Here is a 24,160-nt window from a genome sequence, read left to right on the forward strand (position 1 = left end):
CCCTGATCTGATCCGAGAGCGTCACTCTGCGATGGTGCGCCCGAGGCCTGCCGGCACGCCGCTGCTGTCGGTCGGCTGCCAGGGGCCATTGGCGCTGCTGGCCCAGTTCCAGCCACGATTCCAGCGGTAGTAGACGCGCTCGCGGTAGTACAGCTTGCTCGCGCCCTGGATCACGTACACGCCCAGAGCCGGGTCCCAGTACGCGTTGCCGCCAGGCGGCGGCGCGTAGCGCGGGTGGCTCTGCTGGCGCGCCGGCTCGCCGCCCTTGGGCGTGACGCCCGGCTGCAGCGCGCAACCGCTCAATGCCAGCAACAGGGCCAGGGACAGCCCCGCGCGGATCACTGCGCCTGCTCCGGGCTGTCGATCAGCAGCGTCTGCGGATCACGAGTGCTGCTGGCGATCGGCCGGCCGCGGCCAACCCACTCACCCTGGGTCGCCACGCCGCTGCGCGAGATGCGCGCGACCAGCTGTACCTCGGGGAAGCTGGAGAGCTTGAGCTGCTCCATCATCGCGTCCTTATCGCTCAGCTCGACCTTAGCCGGCAGATCGGCCACGGTCAGGCGCTTGACCGCCAGCGGCATGGGCGGACCAGACGCGGCGCGGGCGAAGACGAATACCGCATCGCCCGGCTGCACCTTGGCCTTGAGCTCCGGCGCCAAGTCGACGCTGACGCTGATCACCGCCATGGACTTGTTCACCAGTTCCTCGGGCGCCGTCTGGCCGTTGGCCTGCATTTGCTCGCGCGCCTTGTCGATGCCGACCTGGATCGCGCCGCGCGACGGGTCTTCCGCCGGCATCTGCGCCAGCAGGCGCTGCCAGTAGTCGATGGCGTCGTTGAAGCGCTCATCCTCGAAAGCAGCGATGCCGAGCAGGCCGAGGCTAGTCACCTCTGCCGGGTCCAGCTTCAGCGCCTCGTCGGTCAGAGCCTGCAGCTGCGCGGACCACTGTTTGTCGCCGGCGAAGTACAGCGCCTGGGCCCACTGGCCGAGCAGCTCGGGCTGGCGTCCGGCGATACGCACGGCCTGCTCGTAGGCACGAGCCGCCTCGCTGGCGCGCCCTTCGCTCATGTACATGCGCGCGAGGAAGTACCAGGCCTCGGCCGACTCCGGATTGTCCTTCACCGCCTGCTCCAGGCGTGCGGTCATCTGGTCCATGGTCGGCCGTTCCTGCATGGCCGTCAGCTCCTGGCTGGCGCCCCAGTGCCAGTACAGGCCGAAGGCCAGGCCCGGAATAGCCAGGGCGATCAGCAGCGGCAGCGCCTTGCCCAGGCGCTGGCTACGGCCCGCGCCACTGCCTTCGGTATCGGCCAACAGCTCGCGCGCCGCCTCGGCCTGGCCAGCGTCGAACTGCTCGACGGTCAGGGTGCCGGCGTCACGCTGGGCGGTGAGTTCAGCCAGGCGCTCCTGGTACAGGGCGACGTTGAGCGCGGTGCGGTCTTCCTCGGCCTGGGCACGACGGCCACGCAGCACGGGAATCAGCAGGAAAGCCGTGCCGACCAGCAGCAACAGGCCGACGGCGAGCCAGAATTCGATCATCAGTCTTGGGTATCCCGGTTTTCTTTCAGCAGAGCGTCGAGACGCTCACGTTCAGCGGCGCTCAGGGCGGCCCGCTCGGGCGCGGCCTCGACCTTGCGCCGGCGCAGGACCAGCACCACCAGCGCGATGGCACCCAGGCCCAGCAGGCCGAAGGGGCCATACCAGAGCAGCCAGGTGCGGCTGTCCAGCGGCGGCTTGTACATCACGAAGTCGCCGTAGCGCATGACCAGGAAATCGACGATCTCCTTGTCGCTGCGGCCCTCATCGAGCATGCGGAATATCTCGCGACGCAGGTCGGTGGCGATCGGCGCGTTGGAGTCGGCGATGTTCTGGTTCTGGCACTTGGGGCAACGCAGTTCCTCGGTGAGGCTGCGGAAGCGCTCGCGCTCCACCTCGTCCTTGAACTCGTAGGTGTCGATGGCGGCACGGGCCACGCCGATCAGGCTCAGGCCCAGGAGGCAGGCGAGCAGCAGACGCTTCACTGTTTGGCCTCCAGCAGTGCCTGGTAACGCGGCGCCAGCTCCTGACGCCAGACGCGCTCATCGATGGCACCGACGTACTTGTGGCGGATGATGCCCTGGGCGTCGATCAGGAAGGTCTCCGGCGCGCCATACACACCGAGGTCCAGGCCCAGGCTGCCCTTGGCATCGACCAGGGTGAGCTGGTACGGGTCCAGGTAGTCCTGTAGCCACTTGCGCGCGGCCTCGGCGTCATCCTTGTAGTTGACGCCGTAGATCACCACGCCGGCCTTGGCCAGGCTATTCAGCATCTGGTGTTCGGCCTTGCAGGTCGGGCACCAGGTGGCCCAGACGTTGATCAGCGCCGGGCCCTTGAAGTCGGTCTGGGTCAGCAGGCGCTGCGGCTGTTCCAGATCCGGCAGACTGAACGCCGGCAGCGGCTTGTCGATCAGCGCCGACGGCAGCTCCTGCGGGTCGAGGAACAGGCCCTTGTAGAGAAAGGCCGCCATGCCGAGGAACAGCGCCAGCGGCACCAGCAGGATCAGGCGTTTCATACGGCGGCCTCCTTCATGCCCAGCACGTCACGCACACGGGTGCGCACCTTGACCCGGTAGCGCGGGTCGAAGGCCGCCAGCAGGCCACCGAGGCCCATCATCAGGCCACCGAGCCAGATCCAGCGCACGTAGGGCTTGATGTGCACGCGCACAGCCCAGGCACCGTTCTCCAGCGGCTCGCCGAGGGCGACGTAGAGGTCACGGGTGAAACCGGCGGAAATGCCCGCCTCGGTCATCGGCATCTGCTGCACGGTGTACAGGCGCTTCTCCGGATGCAGCACGGCGATCTCCTCGCCATCCTCCAGCACGCGCACGGTGCCCTTGTCCGAAGTGAAGTTGGGGCCTTCGAAGTGCTGCGCGCCCTCGAAGACGAAGCGATAGCCACCCAGCTCCAGCGATTCGCCCGGCGCCAGGCGCAGGTCACGCTCGGCGCTGCCATGGCTGACCAGCACCACGCCGATGGCGCAGGCGGCAATACCGATGTGCGCCAGCTGCATGCCCCAGTAGCTGCTGGACAGGCTGCGGATGCCCTTGAACAGGCCCTTGTGGCGGCACTTGTCGAGTAGGTCACGGACGCCGGCCAGCAGCACCCAGAAGGCCAGTAGGAACACCGCCAGCACGGTCCAGTGGAAATCGCCGAAGGCCCAGCTGGCGAGGAAGCCGAGCACCACGGCGCCGATCAGCACCGGGGTGAGCATGCCGCGCAGCCACTGCACCGGAGTGTCCTTCCAGCGCACCAGCACGCCGACCGCCAGGACCAGCATCAGCAGCGCCATCAGCGGCACGAACAGGGCATTGAAGTAAGGCGGGCCGACCGATAGCTTGGCGCCGGTCAGCGCGTCCAGCACCAATGGATACAGAGTGCCAAGCAGGATCATCGAGGCCGCCACCACCAGCACCAGGTTGTTGGCCAGCAGGAAAGTCTCGCGCGACCACAGGGCGAAGCCGACCTGGCTCTTGACCACCGGCGCACGCAGGGCGAACAGCGCCAGCGAGCTGCCGACCACGATCAGCAGGAACACCAGGATGAACACGCCGCGCTCCGGATCGTTGGCGAAGGCGTGTACCGAAGTCAGCACGCCGGAACGAACCAGGAAGGTGCCGAGCAGGCTCAGGGAGAAGGCGGCGATGGCCAGCAGCACGGTCCAGCTCTTGAACACGCCACGCTTCTCGGTCACGGCCAGTGAGTGGATCAGCGCGGTGCCGACCAGCCAGGGCATGAACGAGGCGTTCTCCACCGGGTCCCAGAACCACCAGCCGCCCCAGCCCAGTTCGTAGTAGGCCCACCAGGAGCCCAGCGCGATACCGACACCGAGGAAGGCCCAGGCGACGATGGTCCACGGTCGCGACCAGCGCGCCCAGGCGGCATCCAGCTTGCCGCCGAGCAGCGCGGCGATGGCGAAGGCGAAAGCCACCGAGAAGCCGACGTAGCCCATGTACAGCATCGGCGGATGCACGATCAGGCCGAAGTCCTGCAGCAGCGGGTTGAGGTCGCGGCCGTCCATGGGGCTGTCCGGCAGCAGGCGCTCGAAGGGGTTGGAGGTGATGATCAGGAACAGCAGGAAGCCGACGCTGATCATGCCCATCACGGCCAGCACGCGGGCCAGCATCACTTCCGGCAGTTGCCGCGAGAAGATCGCCACGGCGAAGGTCCAGCCGCCGAGGATCAGCGCCCACAGCAGCAGCGAGCCCTCGTGCGCGCCCCATACGGCGCTGAACTTGTAGTACCAGGGCAAGGCGCTGTTGGAGTTGCTGGCCACGTAGGCCACGGAGAAGTCGTCAGCCATGAAGGCCCAGGTCAGGCAGGCGAAGGAGAACGCCAGCATGATGAACTGGCCCCAGGCCGCCGGCTGGGCCAGGCCCATCCACTGGCGGTCACCGCGCCAGGCACCGATCAGCGGCAGGGTCGCCTGGACGACGGCCAGGCATAGGGCGAGGATCAGGGCCACATGGCCCAGTTCCGGAATCATCAGCGCCGCGTTCATTGCTTGGCCTCGCCTTCGGCCGGCAGCTTGCCGCTCTCCTTGAGCGCCTTGGTCACTTCCGGTGGCATGTAGTTCTCGTCGTGCTTGGCCAGTACTTCATCGGCGACCAGCACGCCCTCTGCGTTGAGTTTGCCGAGGGCGACGATGCCCTGTTTCTCGCGGAACAGGTCCGGCAGGATCCCGCGGTAGCGGATGGTCACGTTCTTGGCGAAGTCGGTTACCACGAACTCGACGTCCAGCGAGTCGGCGGAGCGCTTCACCGAGCCTTCGGCGACCATGCCGCCGGCGCGGATGCGGGTGTCCTGCGGCGCCTCGCCGTTGGCGATCTGGGTCGGGGTGTAGAACAGGTTGATGTTCTCCTGCAGCGCGCTGAGGGCCAGGCCCACGGCGGCGGAAACACCGACCAGGATGGCCAGGATGATGTACAGACGTTTCTTGCGGACCGCGTTCACTGTTGTTTCTCCCGGCGCAAACGGCGCGCCTCGTCTTGCAGGTAACGTCGGCGCGCGAGGATCGGCAGCGCGACGTTGAGGGCCAGCACCGCCAGGCTGATGCCGTAGGCCGACCACACGTAAGCACCATGGCTACCCATGGCGAGGAATTCGCTGAAAGAGGCGAAACTCATGCCCTGCCCTCCACCAGACGCGCGACTTCGGCACGTACCCAGCTGCTGCGGGCCTCGCGCTTGAGCACTTCGGTGCGCATGCGATAGAGCAGCACGGCGCCGAGGAAGCAGTAGAAGCCGAGTACGCAGAGCAGCAGCGGCAGCCACATCTCGACGTTCATGCTGGCCTTGCCGGTGACCTTGAAGGTGGCCGGCTGGTGCAGGGTGTTCCACCACTCCACCGACTTCTGGATGATCGGGATGTTCACCGCGCCGACCAGTGCCAGCACCGCGCAGGCCTTGGCCGCGCTGTCACGGTTGCTGATCGCGTTGCCCAGGGCGATGACGCCGAAGTAGAGGAACAGCAGGATCAGCATCGAGGTCAGGCGCGCGTCCCATACCCAGTAGGTGCCCCAGGTCGGCTTGCCCCAGATGGCGCCGGTGACCAGCGCGATGAAGCACAGCCAGGCGCCGATAGGCGCAGCCTGCTGCAGGGCCACGTCGGCCAGCTTCATCTTCCACACCAGGCCGACGATGCCGGCCACCGCCATCAGCAGGTAGCAGGACTGGGCGAGGAACGCCGCCGGCACATGGATGTAGATGATTCGGTAGCTGTTGCCCTGGTACTTCTCCGGCGGCGCGAAGGCCAGCCCCCAGACGATACCAACAGCGAGCAGCACGACGGCTGCCGCAACCAGCCACGGCAGCCAGCGACCGCTGCGCTCATAGAACCATTTGGGCGAACCCCACTGGTGAAACCAGGTCCATCTCATCACGGTGACTCTTTAGTTATTCGCCGATGCTGATTTTCAGCCCGGCGCCGATTGCAAAGGGTGTCAGGGTGACCGCCAGAGCGGTCAGGCTGGCCAGCCACAACAGGTGACCGGCCGCCGGCAATCCTTGCAGGGCCGCCTGCAACGCCCCGGTGCCGAGAATCAGCACCGGGATGTACAGCGGCAGTATCAGCAGCGCCAGCAGCAGGCCGCCGCGCTTGAGACCGACGGTCAGCGCAGCGCCTACCGCGCCGAGCAGGCTGAGCACCGGGGTGCCGAGCAGCAGCGAGCCGAGCAGCACTGGCAGGCAGCGCCCCGGCAGGCCGAGCATCAGCGCCAGCAGCGGCGCCAGCAGCACCAGGGCCAGGCCCGAGAACAGCCAGTGTGCCAGCACCTTGGCCAGCACCAGAAGAGGCAGCGGGTGCGACGAAAGGACCCACTGTTCCAGCGAACCGTCCTCGAAATCACTACGGAAAAGCCCGTCCAGCGAGAGCAGCACGGCCAAAAGCGCGGCCACCCAGATCAGCCCGGGCGACAAGGTCTGTAACAGATTGGTCTCGGGGCCGACCGCCAACGGGAACAGGGCGATGACGATGGCGAAGAACACCAGCGGGTTGGCCAGCTCGGCCGGACGACGGAACAGCAGACGCGCCTCGCGGGCCAGCAGGAGGAGGAAGACGCTATTCATGCGGCGCGCTGCCCCAGGTCGAGTACGCGATAGCCGGACGGCACCTGCTGCAGCGTGTGGTGAGTGGTCAGTACGACCAGGCCGCCCTGCTCGCAATGCGCCGCCAGATGCGCCTCCAGCTGCGCCACGCCCTGTTTGTCCAGAGCGGTGAACGGCTCGTCGAGAATCCACAGCGGCGGTGCATCGAGATACAGGCGTGCCAGCGCCACGCGACGCTGCTGGCCGGCGGACAGGGTGTGGCAAGGCACATCCTCGAAACCGCGCAGGCCGACGGCCTCCAGCGCCTGCCAGATCGCCTGGCGATCGGCGGGCCGGTGCAGCGCGCAGAGCCAGGCCAGGTTCTCTTCGGCGGTGAGCAGGCCCTTGATGCCGGCGGCATGACCGATCCACAGCAGGCTGCTGCCCAGCTCGCCGCCCTGGCGGGCCAGCGGCTTGTCGTTGAGCAGCACTTCGCCGGCGGTGGGTTGCATCAGCCCGGAGAGCAGCCGCAACAGGCTGGTCTTGCCACTGCCGTTGGGACCTGCGACCTGCAACAGGGTGCCGCCGCCGAGGTCCAAATCCAGTCCCTCGAATAGCAGACGCCAATCCCGCTCACAGGCGAGGGCAACGGCTTGGAGTCGTGGACTGGTCACTGCATGGCATCCCAGAGGGGTTCAAGTCGGAGGGAGGCTGGCCGCTATACTGTGGCAAGTTGACCGCATAGCCAGCCCGAACGGGGCGGCATTATACATGCCGGACTTCGCCCTCCGAAGCCGGCTTTTTGACAGGGTGTGACCCGGCCATGGCAGAAATCAGCAGTACTCGTCCGCTCCCCGCGACGACGCCGACCACCCGCCCTGCTGCGAACAGCGCCGCCGACCTGGCGGTCAAGCTGCTACAGCCGCTGGAAGGCATGCTCGCCGCGGGCGAAACCGCCAAAGCCGAGGTGCTGGCGGCCAAGGAAACGGCGCAGAGTTTCCAGCTGTTGCTCAAGCTGACTCTCGATAGCGGCAAGCAGACCACTCTCGAAGCCAGCAGCACCCGCCCGCTGGCCCAGGGCACCACCCTGGCCGTCACCGCACTCTCGGAGACCCGCCTGGCCGTGGCCCTGCAGGGTGGCGATACGCGCCTGCTGACCAGCCTGGACCTTGATCAGTTGCCAGTCGGCACCCTGTTGCAGGGCAAAGTCGAATCCCGCGAGCAGATCGCCCAGCTCAAGGCCCAGCAGACCCTGTACCGGGTGGTGGTCAATCTGCTCAATACCTCGCTCTCCGGCAGCAAGCTGAGCGTCGAAACGCCACTGCCGCTACCCATCGGCAGTCTGCTCACCGCCCAGGTCCAGGGCAGCCAGAGTCTCGCCTTCCTGCCCTTGAGCGGGCGCCTGGATCAATTGGTGCTGGGCCAGCAACTGGCCGCGCAACAGGGCCGTCAGGGCTCGCTGGAAGGACTGTTCAAGGGCCTGCAGGGCATGGCCCAGCAGGACGGGCTGCCGAGCGAGCTGCGCACCAGCATCGACAAATTGCTAGGACTGCTACCCGACGGCAAGCAGCTCAGCAGCCCCGACGGCCTGGCCAAGGCCATGGAACAGAGCGGCGTGTTCCTCGAGGCCAAATTGCTCGGCGGCCAATCCCAGCACCTGCCGCAGGACCTCAAGGCCAGCCTGCTACGCCTGGTCGCCCAGCTGCTACCCAATCTGCCGGGCGGCGCGCCCCTCCCAGCCGCCAGCGCTGGCAACGCCCTGGCCCAGGCCCTGCCCTCCTTCGTCCGCAACGCGCTCGGCGCACTCGGCCAGGTCAGCCTGCGCCAGCAGGCGATGAGCTTCCCCCTGCCGTCGCGTCTGCTGCAGTCGATGGATGAAGAAGCGGACCTGGAAACCCTGCTCAAGCTGGCCGCCGCCGCCGTGTCACGTCTGCAGACCCATCAGCTGTCGAGCCTGGCGCAGACCCAGGTGACGCCAGAGGGCAACCTGCTGACAACCTGGCAGTTGGAGCTGCCGATGCGCAACCAGCACGACGTGGTGCCGCTGCAGGTCAAGCTGCAGCGCGAGGAGTCAGGCCCGGAGACCCGCACGGAGCAGAAGGAAACCCTGTGGCGCATCGACCTGGCCTTCGATCTCGACCCGCTGGGGCCGCTGCAGGTCCAGGCGCAGCTGCTGCGTGGCAGCCTGTCCAGCCAGCTATGGGCCGAGCGTGCCGATACCGCGCAACTGATCGACCAGGAGCTGGATAATCTGCGCCAGCGCCTACTCGGCGCCGGCCTCGAAGTTGGCGAGCTGAGCTGCCGCCAGGGCATGCCTCCACAAGGGCCGAAGACGCATCTGGAGCAACGCTGGGTGGACGAGACCGCATGAAGCAGGACAAGGCACCCCGCCAGGCCATCGCCCTCTCCTACAACGGCGCCGACGCTCCCAGCCTGACAGCCAAGGGCGACGACGAATTGGCCGAGGCCATCCTGGCCATCGCCCGCGAATACGAAGTGCCGATCTACGAGAACGCCGAACTGGTACGCCTGCTGGCACGCCTGGAGCTGGGCGACGCGATTCCCGAGCCGCTCTATCGCACCATCGCCGAGATCATCGCCTTCGCCTGGTATCTCAAGGGTAAGCGCCCGGTCGGCTTCAGCGAAGCCCCGACCGAGCGTGACGTCAGTCCGTCCCTGCCGCGGTTGGCTGCCCCTCGAGAATAAATGCAAACAGCTCGCCCTCCTGCCCCTTGCCCTGCGGGAAGTCCAGCAGCTGCCAGGCAAAGTAGCCGGTGCGGAAGTAGTAGACCTGCTGGAAGCCCCAGCCGACGGCGCGGCGCGCAGCCTCGGCACTATGCGGGCAGACCTCGCTGTCGCAATACAGCACGATCGGCATATTGCGCGGCCAATCCGGCCCTGACAGCTCATCGAAACGCTGGTCCAGCGCCAGGTGCAGCGCCCCGTGCACATGCCCCCAGCCCCACTCGCGAGAGGGGCGCACGTCGATGAACAACACGCCGTACTCATAGAGCTGGCGCGCCTGCACGGCATTCACCGTGGTGGCGCCTCTGACCTCCAGTGGAGCCTCACTGGCTCCCACACTTGGCATGACCAGGCACAACAGCAACATCAATGCAAAACGCATGGTGGACCTCCTCGGGAAGTCAGCTCCATGAGTTCAGCTTAGGCAGGCAGAAGCCCCATGCTTGGAACCATTAGGGTCGCGCGGGCGGTGAAACAGAACTTAAGGATGTAAGAGAACGGCTCAAGAACGCTGCTTTTGCGCCATGTGCAGGCGACTGACCAGCTCGGCCTCGGCCTGACTCAGGCCGCAGGAATGCGTCAGATCATCGACGCTGGCGCCCATCCCCGCCAGGCGCGCGGCCTGAGTGAAGGACAGGCTGGAAGGGTCGCGCTGCTCCATCTGGTTGAGCTTGTCCGGCAGCGGCGCAACCACGCGGCGCAGCTCGTGGAGCTCCTCACCCATGCGAATACTGCCGGTGAGGTAGGCATCGAGGCGCCGCGACACTTCCTTGAGTCGTTGATCACGGAGGGCATCGCGCTCCTTCTGCAGCTCGGCTTGCTGGCGCAGCTTCAGCGATAGCTGATAGCAGGCGCCGGCAAGCAGCACACAGAACAGGCCGAGCACGGCCACCGCGATCTCCAACAACATGGGTCAGATGCTCTCCAGCTCGGACCACTCTTCCTCGGACATCATCTTGTCCAGCTCGACCAGGATGAGCAGCTCGCCATTCTTGTTGCAGACGCCCTGAATGAACTTGGCAGACTCGTCGTTGCCGACGTTCGGAGCGGTCTCGACCTCGGATTGGCGCAGATAGACCACCTCGGCAACGCTATCGACCAGGATGCCGACCACCTGCTTGTCCGCCTCGATGATGACGATACGGGTGTTGTCGGTGACCGGCGCCGACGACAGACCGAAGCGCTGGCGGGTGTCGATCACGGTGACCACGTTACCGCGCAGGTTGATGATACCCAGCACATAGGCCGGCGCCCCCGGAACCGGAGCGATCTCGGTGTAGCGCAGCACTTCCTGCACCTGCATCACGTTGATGCCGTAGGTCTCGTTATCCAGCCGGAAGGTCACCCACTGCAGAATCGGATCTTCGGAACCTTGCGCTGACGATTTCTTCATGTCCCTAGCCTCAAGTTCGCGGGTCTGCCCGCTTGTCGTTAACTATAGAGCCCCGTACGAACGGGGCGTTGCATTCAATGCGCGCGGATCGCTCCGTTGCGCGTGGCGCCGCTGGCGATCAGCTCGGCCAGGGCCGAGACATCCAGCAACGCACACATGTGTTCGATCACCGTACCGGCCAGCCAGGGGCGCTGCGAGCGCTGGCTGCGCCATTTGATCTCATCCGGCACTAGGCGGATCGAGCGACTGACCTGATGTACCGCCAGGCCCCATTCGTAGCCCTGCACGGAAATCACGTACTGCAGGCCCTCGCGGAAATCCTCGCGGTAGCGCTCTGGCATCACCCAGCGTGCGGTATCCAGCACTTTCAGGTTGCCCGCCTGACTCGGCAGTATGCCAAGGAACCAGTCCGGCTGGCCGAATAGCGGCGTCAGCTCGGTATCGGTCAGCGGGTAGATGGAACCCAGGCATACCAACGGCACTGCCAGGGTCAGGCCGGCCACATCAAACAGCAGGCATTCGAAGGGTTCGTCGGCCCAGTCCGGGCGGCCGTCGAGGCTGGGGGCGGCGGCAGGCTGCAGCGCCTGCTCTGCCTGCACCACAACCTCGGGCTCGATCTCTGCGACCGGAACCTCGGCCTCGACCTCGACTTCAACCAGCGGCGCCACTTCCGGCAAACGCAGGTCGATGGTCGGCAGCACCTGCGGCTTGGCCTCGGCCAGAGCCAACGGTTTGAGCGCTACTGGCGGAGTTTCCTCGCGACGGGCGTCACGCACCTGCTCCTCGAGCACAGCCGCTTCGAACTCGTCGAAATCGAAGCTCTCCTCCAGTTCGACGGCGGCCTCCTGCAGCAGTGCATCCAGGTAGGACTGCAAGGCCTGCTGAGGGCGAATGGCGGCGGTGGCAGTGCGGCTCATAAAGTGTTCCACGAGAGAGTCTGTACAGACTATCGGCAGGGCTGGCCGATGACTTGAACCTGTCCGTTCAGCATAGCCGGCCCATCAGGCTACCTGAGAGGCTGGTTGCCCCGCCAGCAGGTGTTTGAGCAACGCCCGGTAGGCAATGACCCCACGACTGTTGCCATCGAACTGCGAAGGCGTTCGCCCTGCCCGGCTGGCATCGCGCAGACGGGTATCCACCGGCACGTACGCCTGCCACAGGTGCTCAGGATAAGTATTGCGCAGCACGCGCAGGGTGTTCAGCGAGGCCTGGGTGCGGCGATCAAACAGGGTCGGCACGATGGTGTACGGCAAAGGCTGCTTGCGCGAGCGGTTGACCATGTTGAGGGTGCTGACCATGCGCTCCAGGCCCTTCACGGCCAGGAACTCGGTCTGTACCGGGATCACCAGCTGCTGGCTGGCGGCCAGCGCGTTGACCATCAGCACGCCGAGCAAGGGCGGGCTGTCGATGATCGCGTGGTCGAACTTGTCCCACAGCTGCGCCAGACTTTTGGCGATCACCAACCCCAGACCATTCTGCCCGGGCGACTGGCGCTCTAGGGTGGCAAGCGCGGTACTCGATGGCAGCAGGGAAATACTCTCGTGACTGGTCGGAAGCAACAGGCTGGCCGGCAAGCCTTGCGGCACGCTGCCCTGGTGCAGGAACAGGTCGAAGTTGCTGTGCTCCAGAGTATCCGGGTCGTGGCCGAAATAACTGGTCATCGACCCATGCGGGTCGAGGTCGACCACCACCACGCGCTTGCCAGCATCGGCCAGCAGACCCGCCAGGGCGATGGATGTGGTGGTCTTGCCGACCCCACCTTTTTGATTGGCTACTGCCCAGACTTTCATATTCTTCGTCCTCCCGGCCTGGCCGTCCCCCTGCCGAGAACTGGGTGACGCCTCAGGGTGTGGGCGTCGAAATATTGGCGGGACCGGTCACCGGTGCCGCCTGTGGCTGTGCCGGTGCAGGTTGCGTGCCAGCCCGCTGCAATGCGGCATCGGGTTTGGCATGGCCACTGCCCACACCACTCACACTACGGCGCACATCGAGATTGCGCGACACCACAAGCACCACTCGGCGGTTGCGAGCCCGCCCCTCTGCCGTAGCGTTGTCCGCCACCGGCTGGAATTCGCCATAGCCAACAGCGGCCATGCGCCCGGGATTTACCCCGTCCATCGCCAGCATCCGCACTATGCTGGCCGCCCGCGCCGAGGAAAGTTCCCAGTTACTCGGGTACTGCGCGGTGCTGATCGGCAGGTTGTCGGTAAAACCCTCGACATGCACCGGGTTCTCATAGGGCGCCAATATCTTTGCGACCTTCTCTATCAAAGTGAAGGCCATCTCGTTGGGCACTGCATCGCCGCTAGGGAACAACAGGCTGGAATTCAGTTCGATCTCCACCCACAGCTCGTTGCCGCGCACGGTCAGCTGCTCGTTGGCGATCAGATCGCCGAAGGCGTCGCGCATGCTGGTCGCGATCTGCTGCAGCGGATCATTGGCCGGATCGTCGCTGGAGGTGCTGCTGTTCGGGTTGTCCTCGATCATCGAGCGGTCGGGCTCGGTGGTACGCGGCTTCTCGTCGCCGATGGGGATCGGCTTGATCGCCCGCTCCGGCTCGCTGAATACACCGACCAGGCTCTCCGACAGCACCTTGTACTTGCCCTCGTTGATCGAGGAGATCGAATACATCACCACGAAGAAGGCGAACAGCAGGGTGATGAAGTCCGCGTAGGACACCAGCCAGCGTTCGTGATTCTCGTGTTCTTCGTGGTGGCGCCGCCGGGCCATGTCGGTACCCTACCCCGTCAGTCCATGAAGCCTTGCAGCTTCAGCTCGATGGAGCGCGGGTTCTCGCCCTCGGCAATGGACAGAATGCCCTCCAGCAGCATCTCGCGATAACGCGACTGACGCATGGCAATGGCCTTGAGCTTGTTGCCCACCGGCAGCAGCAACAGGTTGGCGAACGCCACGCCGTAGATGGTGGCAACGAACGCCACGGCAATACCGGCGCCCAGCTTGCTCGGGTCGGCCAGGTTGCCCATCACATGGATCAGACCCATCACCGCACCGATGATGCCGATGGTCGGCGCGTAGCCACCCATGCTCTCGAACACCTTGGCGGCCTGGATATCACGGCCTTCCTGGGTGTAGAGATCGACTTCGAGGATGCTGCGGATGGCTTCCGGCTCGGCGCCATCCACCAGCAGCTGCAGGCCCTTGCGGGCATAGGGATCGGGCTCGCTGTCGGCCACCGGCTCGAGGCCCAGCAGGCCCTCCTTGCGCGCCACCATGCTCCAGCCCACGACGCGACTGATGCCGCCCGCCAGGTCGATACGCGGCGGAAAGACGATCCAGCGCAGGATGGCCAGGGAGCGTTTGAAAACATTGACCGGCGCCTGCAGGAATGCCGCGCCGAGGGTGCCACCAATCACGATCAAGGCCGCCGGCCCGTTGAGCAGGGCTCCAGCATGACCGCCTTCGAGGTAGTTGCCACCGAGGATGGCAACGAAGGCCAGGATGATCCCGATGAGGCTGAGTACATCCATCAGATACAGGCCTCGGCCAAGTGCCGGCCGATTTCATCGAGACCGTACACAGCGTCGGCCAGGTTGGCTTTCACCACCGCCATGGGCATGCCGTAGATGACGCAGCTGGCCTCGTCCTGGGCCCACACCTGGCTGCCGCTCTGCTTGAGCAGGCGCGCGCCTTCGCGACCATCCGCACCCATGCCAGTGAGTACCACCGCCAGCACCTTGTCGTTGAACGACTTGGCTGCCGAGCCGAAAGTGATGTCGACGCAAGGCTTGTAGTTCAGACGCTCGTCGCCGGGCAGGATTTTCACCGCGCCGCGCGGGTCGACCATCATCTGCTTGCCGCCAGGGGCCAGCAGCGCCAGACCGGGGCGCAGCACATCGCCATCCTCGGCCTCTTTGACGGTAATCCGGCAGAGCTTGTCCAGACGCTCGGCGAAGGCCTTGGTGAAGGCCGCCGGCATGTGCTGGATCAATACGATGGGCGCCGGAAAATTGGCCGGTAGCTGGGTCAGTACCCGCTGCAGGGCCACAGGTCCGCCGGTGGACGTGCCGATGGCCACCAGCTTGTACGATTTACGCTTTGGGGCACCACCACTGGCGGCCGGCGCCGCAGGCGCGGTACTCGGCCGGCTGACTGGCGCAGGAGCCGGAGCGGCACTACGCGCAGTCGCCCCCACGCCACCGGCCGCCGGAGACGGGCTGGAGGCTGGGGCGCTGAAGGTGCTGTAACGGCGGTTACTGCGGGCGATGGTATGGACCTTCTCGCACAGCAGCGCCTTGACCTTCTCGGGGTTGCGCGAGATGTCCTCGAAATTCTTCGGCAGGTAATCCACTGCGCCGGCGTCCAGTGCGTCCAGGGTGACGCGGGCGCCTTCGTGGGTCAGCGAGGAGAACATCAGTACCGGCGTCGGACAACGCTGCATGATGTTCCGTACCGCCGTGATGCCGTCCATCATCGGCATCTCGTAGTCCATGGTGATCACGTCCGGCTTGAGCGCCAGCGCCTGATCGATGGCCTCGCGGCCGTTGGTGGCGGTACCGACCACCTGGATATCGGGATCGGCGGAGAGGATTTCCGAGACCCTGCGGCGGAAGAAGCCGGAGTCGTCCACCACCAGGACCTTGACTGCCATAAACACTCCAGAGCGACCGGCAACGCCGGTCGCGATCAATCAGATGCGTCGTGCATAGCGCTTGAGCATGCTCGGCACGTCGAGGATCAGGGCAATGCGCCCGTCACCAGTAATGGTAGCGCCAGACATGCCGGGCGTGCCCTGCAACATCTTGCCGAGTGGCTTGATCACCACTTCTTCCTGGCCAACCAGTTGGTCGACCACGAAGCCGATGCGCTGGCTACCGACAGTAAGGATCACCACATGGCCCTCGCGCTGCTCCTCGCTGGACGCACCGACGACCAGCCAGCGCTTGAGGTAGAACAGCGGCAACGCCTTGTCGCGCACGATCACCACTTCCTGGCCGTCCACCACGTTGGTACGCGACAGGTCGAGGTGGAAGATCTCGTTGACGTTGACCAGCGGGAAAGCGAAGGCCTGGTTGGCCAGCATGACCATCAGCGTCGGCATGATCGCCAGGGTCAGCGGTACCTTGATGATGATCTTCGAGCCCTGGCCCTTGGCCGAGTGCACGTTGATGATGCCGTTGAGCTGGGAGATTTTGGTCTTCACCACGTCCATGCCCACGCCACGGCCGGACACGTCGGAAATCTCGGTCTTGGTCGAGAAGCCTGGGGCGAAGATCAGGTTGTAGCACTCGGTCTCGCTCAGGCGGTCGGCCGCATCCTTGTCCAGCAGGCCCTTCTCCACCGCCTTGGCACGGAGGATTTCCGGGTCCATGCCTTTGCCGTCATCGGAGATCGACAGCAGGATGTGATCGCCCTCCTGCTCGGCGGACAACACCACGCGACCGGCGCGCGCCTTACCGGCAGCCTCGCGCTCGTCGGGGCCCTCGATACCGTGGTCAACCGCATTGCGCACCAAGTGCACCAGCGGGTCGGCCAGTGCCTCGACCAGGTTCTTGTCGAGGTCGGTCTCTTCGCCGACCAGCTCGAGGTTGATCTCTTTCTTCAGGTTGCGCGCCAGGTCGCGAACCAGGCGCGGGAAGCGGCCGAAGACCTTCTTGATCGGCTGCATACGGGTCTTCATGACCGAGGTCTGCAGGTCCGCAGTGACCACATCAAGGTTGGACACGGCCTTGGCCATGGCCTCGTCGCCGCTGTTCAGGCCCAGGCGTACCAGACGGTTACGCACCAGCACCAGCTCGCCGACCATGTTCATGATCTCGTCCAGGCGTGCGGTATCGACCCGTACGGTGGTCTCCGCCTCGCTGGCTGCTGCCGCAGGAGCACCTGCAGCGGCCGGCGCTGGCGCCGCGGCCTTGGCCGGTTCTGCCTTGGCTGCCGGCTTCGCGGCGGGCTTGGCCGCCTCGACTTTCTTCGGCTCGGCCTTCTTGGCTGGCGCGGCGGCGACCGGAGCAGCTACGGCAGCAGGCTCCTCGGCAGGACCGGTGAACTTGCCCTTGCCGTGCAGCTGATCGAGCAGTGCCTCGAATTCGTCATCGGTGATGTCATCGCCACCGCCAGCAGCCGGAGCCGCTGCAGCTGGCTTGGCAGGCGCAGCCGGTTCATCGGCCGGGCCGGTGAACTTGCCCTTGCCGTGCAGTTGATCGAGCAGCGCCTCGAACTCATCGTCAGTGATGTCGTCGCCACCGCCGGCGGCTGGAGCCGCTGCGGCAGGCTTGGCTGCAACAGCAGTAGCTTCTTCCGGGCCACTGAACTTGCCCTTGCCGTGCAACTGGTCGAGCAGCGCCTCGAACTCATCATCGGTGATCTCGTCACCGCCGCCAGCAACCGGCGCCTCTGCTTCGGCCGCCGGCTGATCGCCGATGGCATCGAGCAATTGCTCGAACTCACTGTCGGTGATGTCGTCGCCGGCAGCCGGCGCTTCCGCAACCTCGGGCTCCGGCTCGGTCTCGCCCGCCAGCTCGTCGGCGCTCTCCGGCTCGGCCAGACGCGACAGGGCGGCCAGCAGCTCGGGAGACGCTGGGGTGGGCTCGGTACGCTCGCGCACCTGGCTGAACATCTCGTTGACCGCATCCAACGCCTGCAGGACCACGTCCATCAGCTCGGCGTTAACGCGGCGCTCGCCTTTGCGCAGGATGTCGAAGACGTTTTCCGCGATGTGGCAGCACTCGACCAGCTCGTTGAGCTGGAGGAAGCCCGCGCCACCCTTGACGGTGTGGAAACCACGGAAAATGGCATTGAGCAGGTCCATGTCATCCGGTCGGCTCTCCAGCTCGACCAGTTGCTCGGACAACAACTCTAGAATTTCGCCGGCCTCTACCAGGAAGTCCTGGAGGATTTCTTCATCGGCGTCGAAGCTCATCGGTGCGCTCCAAAGGCTCTGTTAGAGCCCTAAAATCCAAGGCTGGATAGCAGATCGTCGACATCGTCCTGACTGGAAGCGATGTCTTCACGCTTATCGGCATGTATCTGCGGACCTTCACCCTTGGAAGGCTCTTTTTGTTGTTGCTGCTCGGCGCGCAGCGCATCCATGTCATGTTCGATGCCGGCAAAGCGGTCGACCTGACTGGCCATCAGCATCAGTTTGAGCAGGTCGCGCTCGACCTCGGTGACCAGCTGCGTCACGCGCTTGATCACCTGCCCGGTGAGATCCTGGAAGTCCTGCGCCAGCAGAATGTCGTTCAAGTGCCCGGACAGCTTCTGGCTGTCGCGCTCGCTACGGGCGAGGAACAGCTCGATGCGTTTGGCCAGATCGCGGAAGGCATCGGCGCCCATCTCGCGGCGCATGAACTTGCCCCACTCCGCGGAAAGCGTCTTGGCTTCGTCGCCCAGATCGTTGACCAGCGGCGCGCTCTGCTCGACCAGATCCATCGTGCGGTTGGCAGCCTTCTCGGTCATCTGCACCACATAGGACAGACGCTCCGTGGCGTCGGTGATCTGGGAGATTTCCTGGGCGTGCGGGTTGTGCGGATCGAGTTGGAAATTGACGATCGCGTTGTGCAGCTCGCGGGTGAGCTTGCCGACTTCCTGGTACAGGCCATGGTCACGAGCTTTGTTGAGCTCGTGAATCAGGCCAACCGCTTCACCGAAACGCCCTTTTTCCAGGCTCTCGACAAGCTGAGTGGCATGCTGCTTCAGGGTCGATTCGAGTTCGCCCAGATGTGAATCATCGTGTGCCATAGCGCCCTCGCGGCGATCATCAGCCGTTAACCCGTTCGAAGATCTTCTCGATCTTCTCCTTCAGTACCTGGGCGGTGAACGGCTTGACCACGTATCCGTTTACACCGGCCTGGGCGGCTTCGATGATCTGCTCGCGCTTGGCTTCTGCAGTCACCATCAGTACCGGCAGGGTCTTCAGGCGATCGTCGGCACGCACTGCACGCAGCAGGTCGATACCGGTCATGCCGGGCATGTTCCAGTCGGTCACCAGGAAGTCGAAACTACCGCTCTGCAGCATAGGCAGCGCGGTATTACCGTCGTCCGCTTCCGCGGTATTGGTGAACCCCAGATCACGCAGGAGGTTCTTGATGATCCGTCGCATCGTCGAGAAATCGTCAACGATGAGGATTTTCATGTTCTTGTCCAAGTCGACCTCCGTACAGTCCTAAACGCCTCCGGTGGCCCGGAAGCGCCGTAAATCATGAAATCGACCAGCCCGTCAGCTGGCTCGCCACTCACCCAACCGGGCCCGCAAACGCGCGGCGCACTGGCTGTGCAACTGGCTGACCCGGGATTCGCTGACCCCCAGTACCTCGCCGATTTCCTTCAAATTCAGTTCTTCGTCGTAATACAGCGACAGCACCAAGCGCTCGCGTTCCGGCAGATGGGCGATGGCGTCGGCTAGCGCCGCCTGAAATCGCTCGTCTTCCAGGCCATGCAGAGGCCCGCCGTGACTGCTGCTGACATCCTCGTGCAACCCGCCCTGCTCGCCGTCCTGTACCAGGTCGTCGAAACTGAACAGGCGGCTGCCCAGAGTGTCGCCAAGGATGCCGTAGTAATCCTCGAGACTCAATTGGAGTTCGGCCGCAACCTCTTGATCTTTAGCGTCTCTTCCCGTGCGAGCCTCGATTGCACGAATGGCATCGCTGACCATACGGGTGTTGCGGTGAACCGAACGCGGCGCCCAATCGCCCTTGCGCACCTCGTCCAGCATGGCGCCGCGGATGCGGATGCCCGCGTAAGTCTCGAAGCTGGCGCCCTTGCTGCCATCGTATTTTTTTGACGCTTCCAGTAGACCGATCATGCCCGCCTGCATCAGGTCATCGACCTGTACGCTAGCCGGTAGACGCGCCAACAGGTGATAGGCGATGCGCTTGACCAGAGGCGCGTAGCGCTCGATCAACTGGTGCTGGGAATCCTGCGCCTGCGCCTTGTTGTACATGCGAAGTCCACTGGCTGCTGTCATACCGCCGTACCCGCGATCGGCTGCTGCACCAGACGCTCGACGAAGAACTCCAGATGGCCGCGCGGGTTGGCCGGGAGCGGCCACGTGTCGACTTTCTGGGCGATCGCCTTGAACGCCAGTGCGCATTTCGAGCGCGGGAAGGCTTCGTATACCGCGCGCTGTTTCTGCACGGCCTTGCGGACGGACTCGTCGTAGGGGACGGCGCCAACATACTGCAGGGCCACATCAAGAAAACGATCGGTTACCTTGGTCAGCTTAGCAAAGAGATTGCGCCCTTCCTGCGGGCTGTGGGCCATGTTGGCCAGCACACGGAAACGGCTCATACCGTAGTCGCGGTTGAGCAGCTTGATCAGCGCGTAGGCGTCGGTGATCGAGGTCGGCTCGTCGCAGACCACCACCAGCACCTCCTGCGCGGCGCGCACAAAGCTGACCACGCCGTCGCCGATGCCGGCGGCGGTGTCGATGACCAGCACATCGAGGTTGTCGCTGATGTCGCTGAAGGCCTGGATCAGGCCGGCATGCTGCACCGGCGACAGCTGCACCATGCTCTGGGTGCCCGAGGCGGCCGGTACGATGCGGATGCCGCCTGGACCTTGCAGGAGCACGTCCTTGAGGTCGCACTCGCCAGCGATCACGTCGGCCAGGGTGCGTTTGGGGGTCAGGCCGAGCAGGACGTCGACGTTGGCCAGGCCAAGGTCGGCGTCCATCAGCATGACCCGGCGACCGAGGTCGGCCAGGGCCAGCGACAGGTTCACCGACACGTTGGTCTTGCCGACACCGCCCTTGCCGCCAGTGACTGCGATCACCTGTACGGGATGCATACTACCCATGTTCTTCTCTTACCCTTGTCTTGCCTGCTCTGGGCTGGTCGGGCAACTACACCGACCCTTTCCTAACACTAGAACGCCTTGTACGGTGCCGCCTGCCCTATCCTGCGCGACGCGCCGGATGGTGGTACAGGCCGGCGAACATATCCGCCATGGCCTCCTCGCTCGGATCTTCTGGAGTCTGCAGGCTCACGGCGCGACTCACCAGCTGGTGGCTACGCGGCACATGCAGATCGTCCGGAATCTTCGGCCCATCTGCCAGATAGGCTACCGGTAGATGCTGGCTGATAGCCAGCCCCAGCACTTCACCCAGGTTAGCCGCCTCGTCCACCTTGCTCAGGATGCAGCCAGCGAGGCCGCAGATCCGGTAGCTGTGATAGGCGGCCTTGAGCACCTGCGCCTGGCTGGTAGCGGCCAGCACCAGATAGTTCTTCGATTTGACACCACGCGCGGCCAGACTCTCCAACTGCATGCGCAGGGCCGGATCGTTGCCCGGCAGGCCTGCGGTATCGATCAGCACGACCTTCTTGCGTGCCAGCGGAGCCAGCGCCTGGACCAGGGACTGCCCCGGATCGACCTGAGTCACCGACACGTTGAGGATGCGGCCGAGGGTCTTGATCTGCTCCTGGGCACCGATGCGGAAGCTATCCATGCTGACCAGCGCGATGCTCTGCGGGCCGTATTTCAACACATAACGCGCCGCCATCTTGGCCAGCGTGGTGGTTTTGCCCATGCCAGCCGGGCCGACCAGGGCGATCACACCACCCTCTTCCAGCGGCTCTACCGCCGGAGTCTTGATTGCATGGGCGAGGTGGGCGAGCAGCATGCGCCAGGCCTGACGCGGGTCAGCGACCTTGGCCACGCGCTCCAGCAGGGCCTTGGACAGCTCGGCGGACAGGCCCATGCGCTGCAAGCGACGCCACAGGTTGGCCTGTTGCGGACGGCGATTCTGCAGCTGACCCCAGGCGATGGAACCCAGCTGCACTTCAATCAATTCACGCAGGCCGTGCAGCTCGAAGCGCATGGCATCCAGAGCACGCTGATCGACCGCGGCGGCAGCCGGCTTGGCAGCAGGTTGCGGCGCGACTAGCGGGCGCTGGGCCTTGACCGCAGTGGCCGGCAGCTCAGGGGCGATCAGTGACTCGTTGGCGAACAGCTGGCGATCCTTGCGCTCGTCAGCCACGGCGCGGACGGTCAGCTCGGCCTGGGCGGTGGCGATCTTCGCCTGAGTCTTGCGCAGTTCGGCCTCCAGCGCCGGATTGGGCTGACGCGCCGGTGCGGTCGGCTGGTAATCCAGGGCAGCGGTCAGCTCCACGCCGCCGGCCACGCGGCGGTTGCCGATGATCGAGGCATCGGCGCCCAGTTCATCGCGCACCAGTTTCATGGCGGTACGCATATCGGCGGCGAAGAAGCGTTTGACTTGCATGGCTTAGAACCCTCAGTTCTGGCCGACCGTGGCGACGATCGTGACCTGCTTGTTGTCCGGTATTTCCTGGTAGGCCAGTACATGCATGCTGGGAACGGCGAGTCGCGCAAAACGCGAGAGCATCGCCCGAACCGGGCCAGCCACCAGCAGGATCACTGGCTTGCCGAGCATTTCCTGGCGCTGCGCCGCTTCCACCAGGGAGCGTTGCAGCTTCTCCGCCATGCCAGGCTCGAGGAGGATGCCATCCTCGGAGCCCTGACCGGCCTTCTGCAGGCTATTGAGCAATAACTGTTCCAACCTTGGTTCCAGAGTGATCACAGGCAGCTCCGGCTCTAGTCCCACAATGCTTTGCACGATTGCACGAGAAAGCGCGACACGAACCGCGGCGACCATCGCGGCGGGATCTTGACTCTTTCCGGCGACGTTGGAGATGGCTTCGGCGATGCTGCGGATGTCGCGCACCGGCACCTGCTCGGCCAGCAGGGTCTGCAGCACCTTGAGCAGGGTCGACAGCGAGACCATGCCCGGCACCAGCTCCTCGGCCAGCTTCGGCGAGCTCTTGGCCAGCAGCTGCAGCAGTTGCTGGACTTCCTCGTGGCCAAGCAGCTCATGGGCGTGCTTGTGCAGAACCTGATTGAGGTGCGTGGCGACCACGGTGCTGGCATCCACCACGGTGTAGCCGAGGGACTGCGCTTGATCGCGCTGACTCGGGTCGATCCATACCGCCTCCAGGCCGAACGCCGGATCCTTGGCGGCGATGCCGTTGAGGGTACCGAACACCTGCCCCGGGTTGATCGCCAGCTCGCGCTCCGGATACACCTCGGCCTCGGCCACGCTGACCCCCATCAGGGTCAGGCGATAGGCGTTGGGCAGCAGGTCGAGGTTGTCGCGGATATGTACCGAGGGCATCAGGAAACCCATCTCCTGGGACAGCTTCTTGCGCACACCCTTGATCCGCGCCAGTAGCTGTCCACCCTGATTGCGATCCACCAGCGGAATCAGGCGATAGCCGACCTCCAGACCGACCATGTCCACCGGCGTCACGTCATCCCAGCCCAGCTCCTTGACCTCCTGGGCTTTCTGCGCCGGCAGCAGCTCCTGCTGACGCTTGGTTTCCTGCTCGGCCACCACTTTGACTTGGCGCTGCTTGTGCGCAATCCAGTAGGCCGCGCCAGCAGCCACCAGGCCGAGGCCGATGAAGGGCACGTGCGGCATGCCCGGCACCACCCCCATGGTGATCATGATCGCGGCGGACACGGCCAGGGCCTTGGGCGAAGCGAACATCTGCCGGTTGATTTGCTGGCCCATGTCCTCGGCGGACGAGACGCGGGTCACCATGATGGCGGCGGCGGTGGACAGCAGCAGCGACGGGATCTGCGCCACCAGGCCGTCACCGATGGTCAGCAGGGTGTAGATGCGCCCGGCCTCGGCGAATGCCAGGTCGTGCTGCAGTACGCCGATGGCCATGCCGCCGATCAGGTTGATGAACAGGATCAGCAGACCGGCGACGGCGTCACCGCGCACGAATTTCGAGGCACCGTCCATCGAGCCGTAGAAGTCGGCCTCTTGGGCCACCTCGGCGCGGCGTTTCTTGGCCTCGGCCTGGTCGATCAGGCCGGCGTTGAGGTCGGCGTCGATGGCCATCTGCTTGCCGGGCATGGCATCCAGGGTGAAACGCGCGCTCACCTCGGAGATACGCCCGGCACCCTTGGTGACCACCACGAAGTTGATGATCATCAAGATGGCGAACACCACGGCACCGACCACATAGTTGCCGCCGATCACCACCTCACCGAAGGCCTGGATCACCTTACCCGCGGCGTCATGCCCATCCTGGCCGTGCAACAGCACCACGCGGGTAGAGGCGACGTTCAGCGCCAGACGCAGCAGCGTCGCCGCCAGCAGGACCGTCGGGAATACGGCGAAATCCAGTGGCCGCAACGAGTAGATGGCGACCAGCAGAACCACGATGGACAGGGCGATGCTGAAGGTGAACAGCACGTCGAGCAGGAACGGCGGGATCGGCAGCATGACCATGGCGAGCATGACCAGCAGCAGCAGCGGAATGCCCAGATTGCCGTGGCGCAACCCCGCCAGATTGCTGCGTACATCACCAATGATTTGCGCCCGATCCACTGCCACTTGATTACCCCAGCCAGTTCAATCTTTTGACGCAGAAGGCGCCGTGCGAGGGTCAGAGCAAGAACTCGGCCATGTTTTCCAAGATATTGAAAAACAATGAGTTACACCAAAAACAGGAAACCCGGGCGAGATGTAGCAGTCAGAACTTCTCC

General features: G+C 64.8%; 27 protein-coding genes. 2 read left to right on the top strand and 25 right to left on the bottom strand.

What is annotated here, in order from left to right:
- Window positions 1–21: 21 nt before the first annotated feature.
- The 10 genes from IP89_RS15605 to ccmA are packed head-to-tail and all read right to left on the bottom strand — an operon-like array spanning window position 22 to window position 7,244.
- Window positions 22–342 (bottom strand): hypothetical protein, encoded by a 321-nt coding sequence (locus IP89_RS15605; protein WP_043310531.1) that lies wholly within the window; start codon window positions 340–342, stop codon window positions 22–24.
- Window positions 339–1,535: a c-type cytochrome biogenesis protein CcmI gene (ccmI, locus tag IP89_RS15610; RefSeq protein WP_043310532.1), complete on the bottom strand. Its 1,197-nt coding sequence runs from the start codon at window positions 1,533–1,535 to the stop codon at window positions 339–341. Before ccmI ends, IP89_RS15605 begins: the two co-directional genes overlap by 4 nt.
- A complete protein-coding gene (locus IP89_RS15615) occupies window positions 1,535–2,017 on the bottom strand; it encodes a cytochrome c-type biogenesis protein (RefSeq protein WP_043310533.1) in 483 nt (160 codons plus the stop codon). The genes ccmI and IP89_RS15615 overlap by 1 nt, the downstream gene beginning before the upstream one ends.
- Complete coding sequence (locus tag IP89_RS15620; RefSeq protein ID WP_043310534.1) at window positions 2,014–2,547, bottom strand: DsbE family thiol:disulfide interchange protein; 534 nt, start codon at window positions 2,545–2,547, stop codon at window positions 2,014–2,016. The genes IP89_RS15615 and IP89_RS15620 overlap by 4 nt, the downstream gene beginning before the upstream one ends.
- Complete coding sequence (locus tag IP89_RS15625) at window positions 2,544–4,517, bottom strand: heme lyase CcmF/NrfE family subunit (RefSeq protein WP_043310593.1); 1,974 nt, start codon at window positions 4,515–4,517, stop codon at window positions 2,544–2,546. The genes IP89_RS15620 and IP89_RS15625 overlap by 4 nt, the downstream gene beginning before the upstream one ends.
- Window positions 4,518–4,528: 11 nt before the next feature.
- Window positions 4,529–4,984: a cytochrome c maturation protein CcmE gene (ccmE, locus tag IP89_RS15630; protein WP_043310535.1), complete on the bottom strand. Its 456-nt coding sequence runs from the start codon at window positions 4,982–4,984 to the stop codon at window positions 4,529–4,531.
- Window positions 4,981–5,157, bottom strand: a complete 177-nt coding sequence (gene ccmD, locus IP89_RS15635; protein ID WP_043310536.1) for a heme exporter protein CcmD — start codon at window positions 5,155–5,157, stop codon at window positions 4,981–4,983. The genes ccmE and ccmD overlap by 4 nt, the downstream gene beginning before the upstream one ends.
- Window positions 5,154–5,912, bottom strand: a complete 759-nt coding sequence (locus tag IP89_RS15640) for a heme ABC transporter permease (protein WP_156115068.1) — start codon at window positions 5,910–5,912, stop codon at window positions 5,154–5,156. The genes ccmD and IP89_RS15640 overlap by 4 nt, the downstream gene beginning before the upstream one ends.
- Before the next feature lie 13 nt (window positions 5,913–5,925).
- Complete coding sequence (ccmB, locus tag IP89_RS15645) at window positions 5,926–6,597, bottom strand: heme exporter protein CcmB (protein ID WP_021702576.1); 672 nt, start codon at window positions 6,595–6,597, stop codon at window positions 5,926–5,928.
- Window positions 6,594–7,244, bottom strand: coding sequence for a cytochrome c biogenesis heme-transporting ATPase CcmA (gene ccmA / locus IP89_RS15650; RefSeq protein WP_371261958.1), 651 nt, complete (start codon window positions 7,242–7,244; stop codon window positions 6,594–6,596). The genes ccmB and ccmA overlap by 4 nt, the downstream gene beginning before the upstream one ends.
- Window positions 7,245–7,378: 134 nt before the next feature.
- Here ccmA and IP89_RS15655 point away from each other — a divergent pair, with 134 nt between their 5' ends.
- Both IP89_RS15655 and IP89_RS15660 read left to right on the top strand, forming a co-directional pair.
- Window positions 7,379–8,926 (top strand): flagellar hook-length control protein FliK, encoded by a 1,548-nt coding sequence (locus tag IP89_RS15655; protein ID WP_043310539.1) that lies wholly within the window; start codon window positions 7,379–7,381, stop codon window positions 8,924–8,926.
- Complete coding sequence (locus tag IP89_RS15660; protein ID WP_043310540.1) at window positions 8,923–9,261, top strand: EscU/YscU/HrcU family type III secretion system export apparatus switch protein; 339 nt, start codon at window positions 8,923–8,925, stop codon at window positions 9,259–9,261. Before IP89_RS15655 ends, IP89_RS15660 begins: the two co-directional genes overlap by 4 nt.
- On the opposite strand, the gene IP89_RS15665 is transcribed toward IP89_RS15660, so the two are convergent.
- The 15 genes from IP89_RS15665 to flhA form a co-directional block, all read right to left on the bottom strand.
- Entirely contained in the window at window positions 9,221–9,682 is a 462-nt protein-coding gene (locus IP89_RS15665; RefSeq protein WP_052081111.1) for a rhodanese-like domain-containing protein, read from the bottom strand. The genes IP89_RS15660 and IP89_RS15665 overlap by 41 nt on opposite strands.
- A 120-nt stretch (window positions 9,683–9,802) precedes the next feature.
- Complete coding sequence (locus IP89_RS15670; protein ID WP_043310541.1) at window positions 9,803–10,210, bottom strand: DUF2802 domain-containing protein; 408 nt, start codon at window positions 10,208–10,210, stop codon at window positions 9,803–9,805.
- A 3-nt stretch (window positions 10,211–10,213) separates the two neighbouring features.
- Window positions 10,214–10,693: a chemotaxis protein CheW gene (locus IP89_RS15675; RefSeq protein ID WP_043310542.1), complete on the bottom strand. Its 480-nt coding sequence runs from the start codon at window positions 10,691–10,693 to the stop codon at window positions 10,214–10,216.
- A 74-nt stretch (window positions 10,694–10,767) separates the two neighbouring features.
- Window positions 10,768–11,610, bottom strand: a complete 843-nt coding sequence (locus IP89_RS15680) for a CheW domain-containing protein (RefSeq protein ID WP_043310543.1) — start codon at window positions 11,608–11,610, stop codon at window positions 10,768–10,770.
- A gap of 84 nt (window positions 11,611–11,694) precedes the next feature.
- Window positions 11,695–12,483, bottom strand: a complete 789-nt coding sequence (locus IP89_RS15685) for a ParA family protein (protein ID WP_043310544.1) — start codon at window positions 12,481–12,483, stop codon at window positions 11,695–11,697.
- Between the two features lie 52 nt (window positions 12,484–12,535).
- Window positions 12,536–13,423: a flagellar motor protein MotD gene (gene motD / locus IP89_RS15690; RefSeq protein ID WP_043310545.1), complete on the bottom strand. Its 888-nt coding sequence runs from the start codon at window positions 13,421–13,423 to the stop codon at window positions 12,536–12,538.
- A 17-nt stretch (window positions 13,424–13,440) separates the two neighbouring features.
- Complete coding sequence (locus IP89_RS15695) at window positions 13,441–14,181, bottom strand: flagellar motor protein (RefSeq protein WP_043310546.1); 741 nt, start codon at window positions 14,179–14,181, stop codon at window positions 13,441–13,443.
- Window positions 14,181–15,302 carry a chemotaxis response regulator protein-glutamate methylesterase gene (locus IP89_RS15700; protein WP_043310547.1) on the bottom strand — a complete coding sequence of 374 codons (1,122 nt, stop codon included), beginning with the start codon at window positions 15,300–15,302 and terminating at the stop codon, window positions 14,181–14,183. Before IP89_RS15700 ends, IP89_RS15695 begins: the two co-directional genes overlap by 1 nt.
- A 39-nt stretch (window positions 15,303–15,341) precedes the next feature.
- Window positions 15,342–17,570 (bottom strand): chemotaxis protein CheA, encoded by a 2,229-nt coding sequence (locus IP89_RS15705; RefSeq protein WP_043310548.1) that lies wholly within the window; start codon window positions 17,568–17,570, stop codon window positions 15,342–15,344.
- 29 nt (window positions 17,571–17,599) lie between these two features.
- A complete protein-coding gene (locus IP89_RS15710; protein ID WP_043310549.1) occupies window positions 17,600–18,388 on the bottom strand; it encodes a protein phosphatase CheZ in 789 nt (262 codons plus the stop codon).
- 19 nt (window positions 18,389–18,407) lie between these two features.
- Window positions 18,408–18,782 (bottom strand): chemotaxis response regulator CheY, encoded by a 375-nt coding sequence (locus tag IP89_RS15715; RefSeq protein ID WP_171016308.1) that lies wholly within the window; start codon window positions 18,780–18,782, stop codon window positions 18,408–18,410.
- Between the two features lie 84 nt (window positions 18,783–18,866).
- Window positions 18,867–19,613: an RNA polymerase sigma factor FliA gene (gene fliA / locus IP89_RS15720; RefSeq protein ID WP_043310551.1), complete on the bottom strand. Its 747-nt coding sequence runs from the start codon at window positions 19,611–19,613 to the stop codon at window positions 18,867–18,869.
- Entirely contained in the window at window positions 19,610–20,443 is an 834-nt protein-coding gene (gene fleN / locus IP89_RS15725) for a flagellar synthesis regulator FleN (RefSeq protein ID WP_081963271.1), read from the bottom strand. Before fleN ends, fliA begins: the two co-directional genes overlap by 4 nt.
- 97 nt (window positions 20,444–20,540) lie before the next feature.
- Window positions 20,541–21,866, bottom strand: coding sequence for a flagellar biosynthesis protein FlhF (gene flhF, locus IP89_RS15730; RefSeq protein ID WP_043310553.1), 1,326 nt, complete (start codon window positions 21,864–21,866; stop codon window positions 20,541–20,543).
- 12 nt (window positions 21,867–21,878) lie between these two features.
- A complete protein-coding gene (flhA, locus tag IP89_RS15735) occupies window positions 21,879–24,002 on the bottom strand; it encodes a flagellar biosynthesis protein FlhA (RefSeq protein ID WP_043310554.1) in 2,124 nt (707 codons plus the stop codon).
- Between the last annotated feature and the right edge of the window lie 158 nt (window positions 24,003–24,160).

This window comes from Pseudomonas sp. ML96 (assembly GCF_000761545.1).
GTDB lineage: Bacteria > Pseudomonadota > Gammaproteobacteria > Pseudomonadales > Pseudomonadaceae > Aquipseudomonas.